Source organism: Abiotrophia defectiva ATCC 49176, assembly GCF_000160075.2.
Classification (GTDB): domain Bacteria; phylum Bacillota; class Bacilli; order Lactobacillales; family Aerococcaceae; genus Abiotrophia; species Abiotrophia defectiva.
Genome location: NZ_KI535340.1, coordinates 1,534,972 through 1,550,716, shown reverse-complemented (window position 1 = coordinate 1,550,716; position 15,745 = coordinate 1,534,972). Strand labels below are relative to the sequence as shown.

The 15,745-nt window shown below is 43.4% G+C and carries 16 protein-coding genes; 13 read left to right on the top strand and 3 right to left on the bottom strand.

Going from position 1 to position 15,745, the window contains the following annotated elements; genetic code table 11:
- Positions 1–74: 74 nt before the first annotated feature.
- The 13 genes from GCWU000182_RS07255 (at position 75) to GCWU000182_RS07195 (ending at position 11,757) form a co-directional block, all read left to right on the top strand.
- Positions 75–539, top strand: coding sequence for a PTS sugar transporter subunit IIB (locus tag GCWU000182_RS07255; protein WP_023392169.1), 465 nt, complete (start codon positions 75–77; stop codon positions 537–539).
- A 70-nt stretch (positions 540–609) separates the two neighbouring features.
- Positions 610–1,173, top strand: a complete 564-nt coding sequence (locus GCWU000182_RS09695; protein ID WP_023392168.1) for a GNAT family N-acetyltransferase — start codon at positions 610–612, stop codon at positions 1,171–1,173.
- An 8-nt stretch (positions 1,174–1,181) separates the two neighbouring features.
- Positions 1,182–1,853, top strand: coding sequence for a thermonuclease family protein (locus tag GCWU000182_RS07245; RefSeq protein WP_023392167.1), 672 nt, complete (start codon positions 1,182–1,184; stop codon positions 1,851–1,853).
- A 14-nt stretch (positions 1,854–1,867) separates the two neighbouring features.
- Entirely contained in the window at positions 1,868–3,046 is a 1,179-nt protein-coding gene (locus GCWU000182_RS07240) for a CapA family protein (RefSeq protein ID WP_023392166.1), read from the top strand.
- Between the two features lie 113 nt (positions 3,047–3,159).
- Positions 3,160–4,869, top strand: coding sequence for a hypothetical protein (locus GCWU000182_RS07235; RefSeq protein WP_035364312.1), 1,710 nt, complete (start codon positions 3,160–3,162; stop codon positions 4,867–4,869).
- Positions 4,870–4,939: 70 nt separating this feature from the next.
- Positions 4,940–5,296 carry a conjugal transfer protein TraF gene (gene traF / locus GCWU000182_RS07230; protein WP_023392164.1) on the top strand — a complete coding sequence of 119 codons (357 nt, stop codon included), beginning with the start codon at positions 4,940–4,942 and terminating at the stop codon, positions 5,294–5,296.
- A 70-nt stretch (positions 5,297–5,366) separates the two neighbouring features.
- Positions 5,367–5,708: a zinc ribbon domain-containing protein YjdM gene (locus GCWU000182_RS07225; protein ID WP_035364310.1), complete on the top strand. Its 342-nt coding sequence runs from the start codon at positions 5,367–5,369 to the stop codon at positions 5,706–5,708.
- Between the two features lie 135 nt (positions 5,709–5,843).
- Positions 5,844–7,613, top strand: a complete 1,770-nt coding sequence (locus GCWU000182_RS07220) for a glycerophosphoryl diester phosphodiesterase membrane domain-containing protein (RefSeq protein WP_023392162.1) — start codon at positions 5,844–5,846, stop codon at positions 7,611–7,613.
- Between the two features lie 48 nt (positions 7,614–7,661).
- Entirely contained in the window at positions 7,662–8,426 is a 765-nt protein-coding gene (locus tag GCWU000182_RS07215; protein WP_035364307.1) for a CPBP family intramembrane glutamic endopeptidase, read from the top strand.
- Between the two features lie 100 nt (positions 8,427–8,526).
- Entirely contained in the window at positions 8,527–9,552 is a 1,026-nt protein-coding gene (locus GCWU000182_RS07210; RefSeq protein WP_023392160.1) for a YdcF family protein, read from the top strand.
- Between the two features lie 14 nt (positions 9,553–9,566).
- Positions 9,567–10,334 carry a M15 family metallopeptidase gene (locus tag GCWU000182_RS07205; protein ID WP_023392159.1) on the top strand — a complete coding sequence of 256 codons (768 nt, stop codon included), beginning with the start codon at positions 9,567–9,569 and terminating at the stop codon, positions 10,332–10,334.
- A gap of 108 nt (positions 10,335–10,442) precedes the next feature.
- Positions 10,443–10,829 (top strand): iron-sulfur cluster biosynthesis family protein, encoded by a 387-nt coding sequence (locus GCWU000182_RS07200; protein ID WP_023392158.1) that lies wholly within the window; start codon positions 10,443–10,445, stop codon positions 10,827–10,829.
- Positions 10,830–10,902: 73 nt separating this feature from the next.
- Positions 10,903–11,757: a helix-turn-helix domain-containing protein gene (locus tag GCWU000182_RS07195; protein WP_023392157.1), complete on the top strand. Its 855-nt coding sequence runs from the start codon at positions 10,903–10,905 to the stop codon at positions 11,755–11,757.
- Between the two features lie 48 nt (positions 11,758–11,805).
- On the opposite strand, the gene GCWU000182_RS07190 is transcribed toward GCWU000182_RS07195, so the two are convergent.
- From GCWU000182_RS07190 to adhE, 3 genes are all read right to left on the bottom strand, one after another.
- On the bottom strand, positions 11,806–12,255 hold the full coding sequence (locus tag GCWU000182_RS07190) for a GNAT family N-acetyltransferase (protein ID WP_023392156.1): 450 nt from the start codon (positions 12,253–12,255) through the stop codon (positions 11,806–11,808).
- A 4-nt stretch (positions 12,256–12,259) separates the two neighbouring features.
- A complete protein-coding gene (gene msrA, locus GCWU000182_RS07185) occupies positions 12,260–12,781 on the bottom strand; it encodes a peptide-methionine (S)-S-oxide reductase MsrA (protein WP_051372939.1) in 522 nt (173 codons plus the stop codon).
- Between the two features lie 119 nt (positions 12,782–12,900).
- On the bottom strand, positions 12,901–15,537 hold the full coding sequence (gene adhE / locus GCWU000182_RS07180; protein ID WP_035364305.1) for a bifunctional acetaldehyde-CoA/alcohol dehydrogenase: 2,637 nt from the start codon (positions 15,535–15,537) through the stop codon (positions 12,901–12,903).
- Positions 15,538–15,745: the final 208 nt, after the last annotated feature.

The window sequence follows — 15,745 nt, the reverse complement described above, 5'->3', positions numbered from 1 at the left end:
GTTGTAACTGGCGCTAAATAGCATTATACTATTGTTTGTAGAAAGTATTTAGTCATGAGAGGAAGGAATTCTCAATGCCAACAATCGAAATGGCCAGAGTTGATAATCGACTCATCCATGGTCAGATTTCAGTTCGATGGTGCAGTAAACTCGAAATCAATACAATCATTGTGATTAACGATGCCCTTGCGCAAAATAAGGTTCAGCAGGGCTTGCTAGATATGGCCGTGCCAGATGATTACCCTACACGCTACTATAGCTTGCAAGGAGCCATTGATAAGCTTCCAAACTTATCTTCAGATAAAAAGATCTTACTAATTTTTGAAAACATACGTGACTTGCAAAGCATAGTCGCTGCTGGAATCAAAATTCCCTATATCAATATTGGTAACTTGGATATGTCACCTGGTAAACGCCATATTGCGGCCTCTACTTCCTTAAGCCAAGAGGAAATGGATTGGCTAACTAGTCAGGCGCAATCAGGGACTAAGGTTGAAGTAAGACGGATTCCGTCCGAAGATGCGACCTACGAATTTTAAGCACTAGAACAAGTTCAGGCCCTTGGTTTGGGCTTGTTTTTCAATTTTTCTAAATGTTAGGAAGTGCCCGATGATACGACCAGCTCAGGCCAGTGATGTGCCTCTTCTCTATGATTTGATGGCCATTATCTGGCAAGATATGGAATTTGAACCCTATGTGACCTTAGATGATAAGACCTTCAAGCAAGCCATGCTAGAACATCTCATAGATCCTAAACAAAAGTACACTTACCAAAATTGCTGGGTTTATGAATCTAGGGATACAGGTCAGATCCAGGGCTTAATCTTAGGTTACCCTGGCAATCTAGAACCCGCTTATGATCGTCTCATAGAGCAGCAATTTGGTGATCACCCAGACTTAGGAGATTTCGTCCTGACTCGCGAAAGTCGCGATGACGAATGGTACATTGATATGCTAGTCGTGGCCCCTGAGGCAAGAGGATTGGGAATCGCGAGCTCCCTTATTAAGCATCTAGATACTATACACACGCCAGGTACAGTTTTAGGGCTTAATTGCGATTTAGTCAATCCCAGAGCCAAAGCACTTTACCATCGCTTAGGCTTTGAAGTCAGCGACAAAGTATCGTTTTCAGGCCATGATTACCATCATATGCAAAAAATCGTAAGCCCCTAGGAGGATGTATGAACTTTAAAGACTACACAGCTAAAGATTGGATTCGCTTAGTCATTGGCCTCTTAATTCTGGTGCTAATCTGGTATTTCCGTCCGGGTGGCCAGGATAGCCCTAAGGACCAGAGCCATAGCCCTGAGTCTAGTCAAAGAGCGCAAAATTCTGGCTCTACTAGCGACCAGATTGATATCAAGGCCTTTACTGGGACCAACTATCAGGTCTTGCCAAAGGGCCAAAAAATACCGGTTAACTTTGTCCGCATTGTAGACGGGGATACGGTCGTGCTTTCATTGAATGGCCACGAATTCCGGACTCGTTATCTGATGATTGACACGCCAGAATCAGTTAAGGAAGGTCTTAAGCCTCAACCATACGGCAAAGACGCAGCCCATCGCAACCAAGAATTACTGACCAATGCCAAGCAAGTAAGACTTGAGTTTGACAAGGGTCCCTATGCTGATGATTATGACCGGGCACTTGCCTATGTCTATGCAGATGACAAACTAGTTTCCCTGGAATTAGTCAAGGAAGGTTTGGCTTCGGTTTCCTATGTCAATCCCCCTAACAATAGTCAAGAAAAGACCTTGAGACAGGCGCAAAAGCAAGCTAAGAATGCTAAGAAGGGTATCTGGTCCATCCCAAACTATGTTAACGATAAGGGGAAATTTACTATCCAAGAATAAGAGAGGAATCGCCTATGCAGCTAAGTAATCAGCCATCACATCAAGCGATCAAGTTTAAGATCAAGCGCAAACTTCTTTTAGCTTTGAGCCTATTGACCTTATGGACACCTCAGTCATTGGTTCAGGCTCAAATGAACATTGATAAAAATGAGTCAGCAATGCAGTCTCTTGAGCAAAATAGTGAGTCGAGCCAAGGAGGCCAAACTGTACGCGTACGAGCTATTGGCGATATTCTCTTACATGACTTTGTCTATGAACGGGCGCGAACTGCTAATGGCTATAATTTTGATAGCATGTTAGCACCAGTCAAATCCTACTTAGAAAATGCTGATATCACTGTAGCCAATATGGAAACCATTGTGGCAGGGGAATCTGTCGGCTTAGGGACCTATCCCTTCTTCAATGCACCGTCACAGATTGTTGACAGCCTTAAAAATGTTGGGGTAGATATTGTCAACAATGTGTCCAACCATACCATGGATATGGGGGCACAGGGGGTATTAGCTTCCATTAAAGCCCTCAAACAACGGGATATGATGTATGTGGGTTCTTATGAGAGCTGGGAGGACTATAATACGCCTCGCATCATTGAACGAAACGGTATTAAGGTTGGCTTTTTGGCCTATGCTTATGGCCTTAATGGTTTGGAACGTCCTCAGAATCAGCAGTACTTAGCAACTTTGATTGATAAGGAACTCATGCCACTAGAGATTAAAGACTTGAATAGCAAGGTGGATGTCTCAGTTGTTATTATTCAAAATGGGGAAGAGTATGAGACCATGCCGACAGCAGACCAGATTGCGACCCATCAATTGGCTCGTGATGCTGGCGCCAACTTCGTCTTAGGCGGCCATCCACACGTTTTAGAGCCTTTTATCTACTATAATGAATCGCAAGCCGGTCTCTTCTCACATGGTAACTTCCTGACCGGCCAGTATGAGGCAGCAACCAAGGTGGGGGGCATCACAGAATTTACCTACCGTAAGTTAGACGACGGTAAGGTTGTTTTGGATAGCATGCGCTTTATGCCAACATATAATATTGGCCTGCCAGAGTCTTCTGAATACCTGGTTGTGCCACTAGCTGACTGGCAAAAATACAATATTGCCAATGGCCAAGCCCTCATGGACGAAATCCGTCAGCGTATGACGCGCTTTACTAACAAGGTCCAAGTCGTGGACTATTTGGATTAAAATACATATTTTATATAAAAGAAAAGCCTGCTAGGATGGGCTTTTCTTTTTTTATGCTGATTTTTCGGATAAAAATAGCCTGTTTGGGGTATTTATATAAGGAGGGGAGTAGTATGAAATCAAAAATAAAAGCTGTCCTGACAACTGGCTCACTGCTAGTCATCATGCTAGCCAGTCAAGTAGGGGCACAATCAGCCTATGTTTTATCTCAATCTGTTAATAAAACACCAGTTGAGGCCTCGACTTGCGTCCGCCTAATCCGTCAAATGACTCAAGCAGACGAAAATGACACTAGCAGTTCCCAAGACTTAGCCAGTCAGATGCGGGAGCAAGAATCCGATTTAGCTAGCCTAGAAGCACAAGCTAAGCAAGTCCAGGCTGAGTTAGCCAAGCTTGACGATCAAGTCAAATCCCTACATGATCAGCTAGATCAAGCCCTAGATAGTGCTTATCAAGCCTTAGTAAAAGAAAATCCTGAATTAGCTCAAGCGAGTGAAGACCAGCAGGCAGCCACTTTAGCCAATCAGCCTCAAGTGGCTAGTCTGCAAGAAGCCTTAACGAGTGCTCAGACTGAGCAACAAGAAAAACAGGCTGACCTAGAGCGAATCAAATCAGAGATGGCCAATTTGGATTATGAGCGTCATCAAAAAGAAGACCAATTAGAGCAATCTAAATCCAACAAAACAGCCCTAAATGCTTGTTTGCTTTATCCTTATTCCAGTCATTATGTCAGTGCCGACAGCCTACCACTTAATCCCGCTAGCGAGACCTTGGCCGACTATTTGGTGCAGGTTAATCAAGTGCTTAAGCAGATTGTTCCCTTAGCCTATCAGAAGCTTAAGTACCAAGAAATTGAGACTTTATTTTCACCAGAAACTAGCAATATGGACGAGGTTAACAAGCAATTGGAGGGCAAACAGGATTTACATCTTTCGCCAGAAGGGGAGACCTATTATCAGTATGCGCAGGAACTATCGCTCTTTGACGTAGAAATTTTGGCTAATCTTGCCTTGCGTCACTACTACCAATCAGGTGATAAGGCGACATTGCAAGCGAAGTTTGATCAAGTCTACCAACTCAAAATCGGCCAGTATCGTTATCTGACATCCATTAACCAAGAAGTTTTCCAAGCTCTTAAACAAGGTTTAGCCGACTATCTTAACGCCCACCACTATGGAGCAGAAGCCCAAGGAAAATTACAAGCCTTGGTGGATCGTTATCAATTACATTTAGTCCGCTATCATGAAGCCAGTCAAAGTTGGCAAGCAGTTGACATAGAAGATGATTCCTTCCTAACTGTACCAGAGTTGATGTCAGTACATCCTGAGGCCAACAGTTCAGAAAGTGAGTTGGGTGATAGCAACTATCATAATTCTACTAGAGATTGGACACCGTCCGATTATGATAGACAGATAAGAGACTCAAGCAGTCAAGGGCATCAAGAAACCTCAAACTCAAGTCAAAGCCAGTCAGAGTCTAGTTCTGAATCATCAGCGGATAATAATCCCGAGACACTAAAGCGACTTAAGGAGCGACTTAATAAACGGCAAGCCAAGAACGCGAATCATAAGAGCAAGTCCAAGCACCAAGCTCCCTCTCGCCAATCTAAAAAAGAAGCTAAAGCCAGTGCCAATTCAGATCAAGCCAATGAGAACAGTCAAGATAAAGGCAAGGGCAGTGTCAAGTTACCCGATACAGGCGAGCAAGCCTTTTACATGACCTTAGCCTTGGCACTTTGTGGCTTAGCCGCTATTATTGTGGCGGTCTATCTCTACCGTCGTTACCGTGAACGCAAGAAACTCAAAGACATTCATTTTGACTAAGCAAAGCATTTTGTGATAGGCCAGAAAAATCGTATAATAAAAGGGTAAAAAGCAAAGGAGTGATTAATTCATGAATGAAGTAGCAAACTACCTAGAACAAGTCAAAGTATTCCAAGCGGTTAGCCCTGAAGAAGCCAAGGCATTGATGGACGCCAAAGATGGTGGCATCCTCTTTATTGGCCGTGAAAGCTGCCCATACTGTCGTCGTTTTGTGGCTAAACTTAGCCCATTGGCACAAGAAGCTGGCTTAAAAGTGGCCTATCTGCACTCACAAAATCCAGAAACTTTGAGCCAAGTGCAACAATTACGCGATCAATGGCAAGTGCCAACTGTACCAGGTTTCCTCTTTTCAGACAATGAAGGGGTTCACGTTAAGTGTGACAGCTCCCTAAGTCCAGAAGAGATTCTAGCCTTTGTTAAGCGCTAGTTACTAAAATCTTCTTGATTCCTCTTAGCTGATTCTGCTATACTGAGACTAAGCAAAAAGGAGGAAGAAGATGTCTAAATTACCAAATTGCCCGCAATGTGATTCTGAATATACCTACGAAGATGGCCAGCTCTTTGTCTGCCCAATGTGTGCCCATGAATGGACCCAGGAAGACGAAGTAGCTCGTGCTGAAGCTGGGATTATTCGCGATGCCAATGGCAATCAACTTGAGAATGGTGACAGTGTCACGGTCATTAAGGACCTTAAGTTGAATGCAACGACAACGATTAAACAAGGGACCAAGGCTAAAAATATCCGTTTGATTGATGAGCCTGTTGATGGTCACGACATTGCATGTAAGATTGATGGCATTGGTAGCCTTTATCTCAAATCAATTTACGTCAAGAAATAACCAGCGTCTTAGGACCCGTTCTTACGTCAAGAACGGGTTTTTTGCCGATTAAATCGGCCTGTGGACTGATGGGGTCAGGCTGATTCTAGGTTACAATAGGAAGTGCATAAGGAATCATGGAGAGGAGGGGAGAATATGCAGCAGACCATGCGACACTCATTGAAGCAACTATTTTTGCTCTTATTTCGACATTTGCTAAGTTTTGTCACGATTGCAGCTATTCTCCAAATTACCATTAGCTACTTAGGCGGTTACCTTCTAAAATTGATTTTCCGTCTAGCCCTTATCTTGGGCAATCAGACTCATTTGGATTTAAATAATATTTCTTACCTAATGAGGCAGCCAGATAGTCTATTAGCTTTTCTTCTCTTCGCCCTCTGTTTTGCGGCCCTCTTTTTTATAGAGTTGTCGGTTTTGATTTATGTCATTTATGCTCGTCAACTTAAAAAGGAAATCTCCTACGGAGCGGTCATTCGCCAAGCACTAGGTCGTTTACGCCATTTATTTGGCCTGAGCTTCTTCTATTTTCTTGGCTATATCGCTATCACGATTCCCATATCCGGCCTAGTCATGCAGTCTTCACTGACCAACGGCCTCAGGATACCTGATTTCATCACAGGTGAGTTTCTTAAAACTTGGCAGGGAACCGTCCTTGTGGTCATCCTAGCCATTCTGCTCTTCTATCTCAACCTTCGCTTAATTTACGCTATGCCCCTTATGATGATTAAGGACCAAAGTTTTGTCAAATCGCTAAGGGAAAGTTGGCAAATGACCCAAGTTAAGAAGTGGAAACTTTTATTAACTTTCGCCATTTTCGGTTTTGTCCTAGGTTTAATTAGTGTAGGCTTGATTAGCGTATTTATAGAAGCGGCCAGGGCCTTAGATCCCTCCGGTAATAGTTTTATAGTCCAAGCGCTGCTCTTGTCAATTCTCAAGTTTATTGCCTTCACGGTGATTATCCTATCCAAAGTCGGAACCTTGATTATCTTAGTGGATCAGGTTCTGGCGCCAGAATTGGCCGATTCGCTAGTCTTAATTGAACCACGTCATCGCCGTCACCGTCGCCGTATCTTTTTACTAGTGTTCAGCTTGATTTTCTTCAAAATAGGGGAGAATGCCTTTCTACTGGCCAGTCAAACCTATCAGTCCCAGCAAGCCATTATTGGCCACCGCGGCTATGTAGAAAAGGGCGTAGAAAATACCATTCAAGCCCTGGAAGCAGCAGCTGAAAATGGCGCAACCATGGTAGAACTGGATGTCCAAATGACCAAGGATCAAAGGCTAGTTGTTATGCACGACAGCAACTTACAGCGTTTAGCGGGTATCAATAGAGAAGTTTGGGATATGACATATGATGAATTAGTGGGGCTGACGCTCAGTCAGGGAGACTATCAAAGCCAACTGCCATCCTTTGAGGAATTTGTTAAACGAGCCCAGGAGCTGGATATTAATCTTCTAATTGAGCTAAAGCCACATGGCAAAGAGCCGGATAATTATGCCCAGCTGATTGTAGAAAAACTCCAAGAATTGGGGATAAGCAGTCGTTATCCTGTCATGTCCCTTAATCATGAGGCCATTGACGCTATCGAATCCCTTAATCCAGCCATTAAAACTGGCTATGTGATTCCACTACAGTTTGGCCCTTTTGCCAAAAATGAGGTTGATTTCTATGTCTTAGAGGCATTCTCCTATACTAGTGAGCTAGCTAGTCAAGCTCATCAAGAGGGGAAAGAAGTCTATGTCTGGACCATCAATGATGAAGAGGAAATACAAAACTTTCTCTATCGGCCTGTAGACGGCATTATTACCGACAAACTGGAAACACTCAAGGAAATCCAATACGGTATCTCAGACCATCAAACTTACTTTGAACGTGTAGAACAACTTATGGCGCCACAGTTCTGAAAGAATCGAAATGGGTAAGCTGACAACTTGGAAATGAGGGGGAAAGGTATGAGTCGTAAAAAAGCAATTTTCCTTTATCTATTAGGATCCTTAGGGCAAATATGGATCATATCGATGATCGTTTTTATATTACGAAATTTGGGGATGATTGTAGATTACACGACGCCAATAGGAATGCTTGCTATTGGATTAGGGGGCGTTTCATCCGCTCTATGGGGAATCATTATTGCAGTCAGCTACAAAAAATACAGTGGGAAGAGAATTTTAAAGGATTTTTTCGCTATCAAGCAAAAGATCAGCAGCTATTTATGGGTCCTTGCCTTCTTGTTATTAGATTTTTGCTATCTAGGCTTTGATGGAAAACTAGTTTTGAATGCCTGGTATCTTCCGATTATCTTATTTCTTAAAGCAATCCTTTTTGGTGGGATTGAGGAAGTAGGGTGGAGATATGTTTTTCAACCCATACTCATGGAGCGTCGTAGCTATCTTAGTTCAACTTTAATGACTTTTGTCCTATGGGGAATTTGGCATTTCGCCTATTTCTACATTGAAGGAACCTTGTCACAAGTAGGAACGTTTGGATTTTTACTTGGATTGTTGACCAATTGTTTTATTTTATCTGCCTTATTTATAAAGACAAAGAGTTTGTGGATATGTGTCATGACACATTCCTTAATAAATGTTTTGTCTCAATTAGCAGTTGGTGGTAATGAAAATATCTCTTATGCATGCAAAGTAATCATTATTGTAGTGGCGATTCTTCTTGTACTTAGAGCGCAAAATAATAAAGCAAGAGACTTGTCGGTTATTTAAAAATCGACAAATCGGAAGGATCAAGAAAATCCCATAGACTTCTCTGACAATCAAACTTATATGACCACTTAGGGCACCGCACTACTGAAAGGATTAGATTATGACATTTCTCTTTTTACTACTACTTGTCTTGGTCAGCTCGCCATTCTTTTGGATATATTGGCATGATAAGCGAACCTTATGGTTAGGATTTTGGTTCCTGGTCTCGGGCTCATTAGCTGGTATTATTGGAATCTACTTGACCTTCGTGCTAGAATGGCAATTTTTCGCTGTCATCTTAGTCGTCTTAGGAGCCCTCTTCATTTTGACTTTGATGTTGGCGCCTTTAATCAGTTTTCTAGCTCTTATTTATTCGGGCATTACCCTAATTCGGCGCGAAGGCTTCAATCTAGTAAATTCCTTAGCCCTTATGCTAGCATTTGGCATGATTGGCTATATGGTCATTTGGCCGATTCTAGCAAATCGTTTGTCACTCAACTGGCCAATTTTTAATGTCATCTATGGGCTCATGGGAAGCACCATTTTCTATTTTGCCGTCTTAGTCGGTATCTTTTTCGTTACCAACATTCTCAACTTTATCCATTTCGTAAAACCACGCTATTCTTACATCGTGGTACTGGGGGCTGGCTTGAATGGGACAGAAGTGACGCCCTTGCTGGCCAGTCGAATTGATAAGGCCATCAAACTCTGGCGTCGCCGCCCTCAAGACGTGACCCTGATTATGTCAGGTGGCCAGGGGCCAGATGAAGTTATCTCAGAAGGGGAGGCGATGAAGGCTTACGCCCTGCGACAAGGCGTGCCCCAATCAGCTATTCTGGTCGACAATCAGTCTCGTAATACCCATGAAAATCTTCTATTCTCCTATAAGCTAATGGAAAAGGGGAGAGAGGACTTTGTCATTGTCACCAACTATTATCATTTGTTGCGTTCCCTTATTCTGGCGCGGCGCCTAGGCCTTAAGTGTCAAGGTTATGGCGCCAAGACTAAGCTCTATTTTTCGATTAATGCTTTTTTACGCGAATTTATTGGCTATTTGACCTTAGCCTGGCGCCTACATTTGGCCTTGATAGGGGGCTTGTGGGGACTAACACTGGTTTTATATCTATTACATGGCTTACTTAACTAAGAAAGGAAGGCTCTATGCAAAAGAAAAAGTTGATTTATCTCTTACTTGCCTGCAGCATGTTCTTGCAAGCTTCATTAGCTGTGCAGGCAAAAATAAGCTACAAATTACCTAGTTTAGAAGAAATACAAACAAGCAACAAAGATATGAAAGTCGATGCTTTAATTGAAAAACTACCAGTGACCGCACATAGTGATGATCCACTGCTTAAGCTAGTTAATAAGAATAATCCTAATTCAGATAAAGAAGAACCAGAGCTAGCTTGGGACAGCTATGGCAATATCTATCATAAGGATTTAGTCAAGCCTTTAGAGGACTTAATGGAAGCTGCCGCTAAGGATGGTTTCTATTATCGGGTCGTATCAGGCTACCGGTCAGTTGAAGAACAAGAAAATAACCGTAATCTAAGCATCCAAAACTATCTAGCTCAAGGCTTAAGTCAAGCTGATGCAGAGTCCGTCACCAATCAATATTTCGCGCCAGCAAATGCTTCTGAACACACGACGGGCTTGGCTATTGACCTTTTAGGCACCGAATGGTTGGATAATGGTGGTGAACTGGAGGCTAGCTATTCAGAGACAGATTCTGCCAAATGGTTGGCCAATAACGCCCATCGTTTTGGTTTCATCTTAAGATACCAGCAAAAGAAAGAGTCCATTACAGGTTATAACTTTGAACCGTGGCATTTTCGCTATGTCGGTAAGGTCCATGCGGGCTTTATCTATGAGAATGGCTTAACTCTAGAAGAATATCTGGCTTTATTGGCCAAGAAGGAGTCTAACTAGACTCTATAAGTAATTATCCTATAATGTATATTATGTTAACTCACGGATATGAGAAATGATTTGGCTATTTACTAGCCCATGTCTCTTCCCTTAGAAAGGATTTCTAATATGAATTTTGAATTTACAAATCAAGCAATCGACTTTATCCAACAAGCGCTGTCCCAGGCTGATAGCAAATCTTATCGCATCCTCATGGATTATGTGGATGGCAATAGCCCTTATAATGAGGATCCAGTTGGCTGTCACTGCAATGTGATGGGCAAGTATCGACTGCTCCTTGTGGCCGACAATGACCCTGAGGTGCCTTTTAAGCTTTATTCAAGCAAATTTGAGACCAATTTCCAGCCTGTCTACCTCAATCCCCTCTATGATATGATGTTTGATCATCAACATAAGATTGGCTTTGATCCAGCTTACCCAGCCTTGACCTTATCAAGTGATGCAGGACAAATCACACCTAAATTACCTTTGATTGTCGCTCTTCCTAACTCGTGAAAACGATGACAAATGACCTCTAGCATGCTATAATAGAGTCACTTATAAGCGCAATATTTAGGAGGTTTCCTCTATGGATATTCAGTTATTTATTCAACGGCGCAAGTCATTAGGGATTTCACAGTCTGAATTGTGCCAAGGAATCTGTACCCAAGCCACCCTGAGTCGTTTTGAAAATCAAGGCCAAGTCCCTTCTGTTAAAATTTTACTGGATTTGTGTCAGCGATTAGATATGAGTTTGGGCGAGCTCTTCCCACGTCAAGATGTCCAATCAACAGAACTTTATCAACATATTGAAGCGGCTGAAAATGCCTTTGTAAGAGCGGACTACAAGTTGGCCAGTCAGGAACTAGCGGCTGTGGATGCCAAGCAAGTGAGTCCCCTTTCGCTTAAGAAACGCTATCTTTATCTTAAGGGTTTTTTGGCTGCCTTGGCCAAGGCTTCAATCAATGATAGTTTCTTCTACTTAAATCAACTAATGACCGATTTGCATACCGACTTCGAGCCTCTCTATAGTTCCTTGGCGGCAGCTGGCTTAGGGCTAGCCTATGCTAATGCAGGTGAATCCGAACGGGCCCACCACTACTTTGAGAAAGCTCAAGACGGGCTGCTAGATTATGAGCCGGCTAATAGCCAGGAATTATGGCGTATCCTCAATATTATCCTGCACACAGCTAATTTCTATGCGACAGCCCAGGAATATGACCAGTCTAACCGCCTCTTGCTACATGGCATCAGTCTTTCTAGCCAAGCTTCGGTATCCAATTACGTGGATCGTCTCTACTTCCGACTTGCCCAGAATGCAGAAGCTCAGGGCTTAGAGGTGGAACAAATCAAGGCATATAGCGCAGACGCGTTGGCCTTTGCTAAATTTAATGGCAATAGTCAGTTATTGGCACGTATTAAGCAATTTCAATCTCATATCTAAAGCAAAATCCCATTATATCATATATGATATAATGGGATTTTTTTGTAGTCATAGGTTTTTACTGAAGGCTTTTTGGGTTTTGTAACAATCATAGCCAATGGACTGATAAAAGTCATGGGCCCCAGTACGATGGCTAGCGGAGTTGAGGCGAACATGGTGGATACCCTTTGAAATAGCTCGGGCCTCCAAAGCTTGCATTAAAAGCCGCCCTATTCCTTGGTGATGATAGTCCTGGTCGACCGCTAGTGCCATGACATTATAAGCGGGGTCGCCATAAAAGGAATAATAGTAACTGGCGTGGACAATGCCCAAGGCCTGTTTAGGCGCTTCTTGGCTGCAAGCCACTAAAAGAATCTGCTGGTCATCCGCTAAGAGAGCCTCTAGGCGTTTCTGGCAGGCTTCTAGGGGATAATCATAGCCTAATTCTTGGCTGGCCAGCTTTTGAAGGGCCGTCGCATCCTCAACTTGAGCTAGTCGAATTTCAATAGCACCAGTCATCTTATCACCCTTCCTGACTTGCTAAATTTTCAGCTGGCGATAAGGCTTGATCGGCCCAGGCCAGTTTGATGTGACAGTAGCCAGCAGGGTGTTTATCTAAGTAATCTTGATGATAGTCTTCGGCTGGCACAAAGTGAGCCAATGGCACCACTTCAACAGCGGTTGGTCGCCCTGCTCTTTGCTCAAAAGTAGCCACTAAAGCCTTAACAGCTGCTTCTTGGCTGGCGCTAGTGGTATAAATTCCTGTGCGGTACTGACGACCGATGTCACCGCCCTGCTTATTGAGGCTAAAAGGATCAATGACGCGGAAGAAATGGCTAATTAATGTCGCAAGATCGACCTGGCTAGGATCATAATGAATGGCTAGGGTTTCTGCATGATCTGAGCTTTTAAGACCTTGATAGGTGGCCTGTGGGCTTTTGCCGTTGGCATAGCCAACTTCTGTATCCACCACACCTGTCAGGCGCTTGTAATAGCCTTCCATGCCCCAAAAGCAGCCTCCTGCTAAATAAAGTGTTTCTGTCATAGTCATACCCCTCTCTCTCGACTCTTGATACTTCTATTATAACATAAGCCCAAAATAGACGTCCTCAAAAAAGCACCATGTGCCAGGCACCTGGTGCTAGAATAGTTAGCTACTTGCTATTATTTGATACGTCCTGGACGTTCCTTGTAACCATAGTAAGCGTCTTGGAGGATTTCCACCATGTCAGCTACCATTGGTAAGCGTGGGTTAGCTGGTGAACATTGGTCTTCGTATGCTAAGTAAGCAATCTCTTCAACTGTGTCCATGTATTCCTTCTCATCCACGCCTTGGCCCTTGATACTCATGTCGATGCCGACACGAACACCTAGGTCATAGACTGCTTTTGCTAAAGCATCAACTGCTTCTTCAGGTGTTGAAGCTGGCAAGCCTAACATCTTAGCAATGTCTTGGAATTTGACATCGGCCTTGTAGTAGTTGTATTTTGGCCAAGTTGCAGCCTTAGCTGGACGAGTCCCGTTGTAACGGATAACGTATGGTAAGAGGATGGCGTTAGTACGGCCGTGAACGGTGTGGAAGAAACCACCAATCTTATGAGCCATAGAGTGAGACATCCCTAAGAAGGCGTTGGCAAAGGCCATACCTGCCATGGTTGAGGCGTTATGCATCTTCTCACGTGACTCAAAGTCAGCATTCTTAACAGAGCTTTCTAAGTTTTCGAAGACTAACTTGATTGCTTGTAGAGCCAAACCATCTGTATAGTCGTTAGCCAAGGTAGAAGTATAAGCTTCCACTGCGTGAGTCAAGACGTCCATACCAGTATCAGCAGTAACGGATGCAGGAACGGTCAAGACAAAGGCTGGGTCCACAATGGCAATTGTTGGGGTCAAGGAGTAGTCAGCCAATGGGTATTTGCGGTTATTCTTCTTGTCAGAGATAACGGCAAATGGTGTTACTTCAGACCCGGTACCAGAAGTGGTTGGGATCCCAACGTACTTAGCTTTTTTACCTAATTCTGGGAAGCGGAAGGCACGTTTACGGATATCCATGAATTTCTGTACTAAGTCACGGAAGTCAACTTGAGGTTGTTCGTAGAACATCCACATTACTTTAGCCGCGTCCATTACAGACCCCCCACCTAAAGCGATGATGGTATCTGGTTGGAATTCACGCATGAGGGCTGCCCCACGTTCAACGGTTGTAATATCTGGATCTGGTTCAACATCTGAGAAGATGGTGTAGGTAACTTTCTTAGGACGGAGGGAGAGTTGCTCGATGACACGGTGAACGAAACCTAATTTGAACATGGCATCGTCCGTCACAATCATAACTTTCTCTACATCCTTCATCTTTTGCAGATATTGGATGGAGTCACGTTCGAAGTAGATTTTTGAAGGTACTTTAAACCATTGCATATTATTTCTACGTCTCCCCACTTTTTTGATGTTTAACAAGTTAACGGCGCTGACGTTGTTGCCAACCGAGTTGCGACCATAAGTCCCACAACCCAAGGTTAAGGATGGCAAGAAGGCGTTATATACGTCACCAATCCCCCCGAAAGTAGATGGCGCGTTCCAGATAACACGAATTGCCTTAACTTCACGACCGAAGTCTTTAGCCAGTTGCTCGTTACGTGTGTGGATAGCAGCAGAGTGACCTAAACCATGGAATTCAACCATTTGACGAGACTTAGCAATCCCATCTTCAGTATTTTCTGATTTCAGTACAGCAATGATTGGTGAGAGTTTTTCACGAGTTAATGGTTCTTTTGGCCCTACTTCAGCCACTTCGGCAGCTAGGATATTAGTGCCTTCAGGTACGCTGAAGCCAGCTTGTTCCGCAATCCAAGCAGCTGGTTTACCGACGATATCAGCGTTCAGTTTGCCTTCTGCACAGTTCTTGCTGTTGGCTTTTACGCCGAAGCAGTAGTTTTCTAACAAGGCTTTTTCTTTCTTGTTAACGAAGTAAACATGGTAAGACTCAAGTTCTTTCTTGAATTCAGCATAAACTTCTTTGTCTACGATGGCAGCTTGCTCAGAAGCACAGACCATCCCGTTGTCGAAAGACTTAGACATGATAATATCGTGCGCAGCTTGTTGAATGTTAGCTGTTTTTTCTACATAAGCAGGTACGTTACCAGCCCCTACCCCTAAGGCAGGCTTACCACAAGAGTAAGCGGCGCGAACCATGGCGTTACCACCAGTTGCTAAGATCGTCGCAATCCCTGGGTGATTCATGAGTGCAGAAGTTGCTTCCATAGATGGTAAAGTAATCCATTGGATACAGTTCTTAGGTGCCCCTGCTGCTACTGCTGCATCGTAAACAACTTGTGCTGCGTGAGCAGAAGATTCTTGGGCAGATGGGTGGAAGGCAAAGACGATTGGGTTACGCGTCTTCAATGAAATCAAAGACTTGAAAATCGCGGTAGAAGTTGGGTTGGTGGTTGGCGTAATCCCAGCGATAACCCCAACTGGTTCAGCAATCAAGGTTAAGCCAGTCACATCGTCTTCTGAGATGATGCCAACTGTTTTAGTGTGACGCATGTTGTTAACCACGTGCTCGCAGGCGAAGAGGTTCTTAGTGGCCTTATCTTCGAATACCCCACGACCCGTTTCGTCAAGCGCGTGTTTAGCTAAGACCCCGTGTTGGTCTAAGGCTGCAACTGAGGCTTTAGCCACAATGTAGTCTACTTGTTCTTGGTCTAAGAGACGAAATTCGTCAAGAGCTACTAAGCCTTTTTGGACAAGCTCATCAACATGGGCTTGAGCCTCTAACTTCTTATCTTCTTTTTCAACCATGGATGTTCCTCCTAAGTTCTTTTTATTTACATCTTCATCATACGCCTTTGTTTTCAAAAAGTAAAGCACTTGTTCATAACTAAACGATAAAAATTTTATATTGCCGGTCTTTTTTTGCAAATGGCTCTTTATGAAAACACCCCACAATGTGAAGTCTGTTTTCAAAACGTTTTCAAATATTGACTTATCAGTATTTTAACTAAATGCT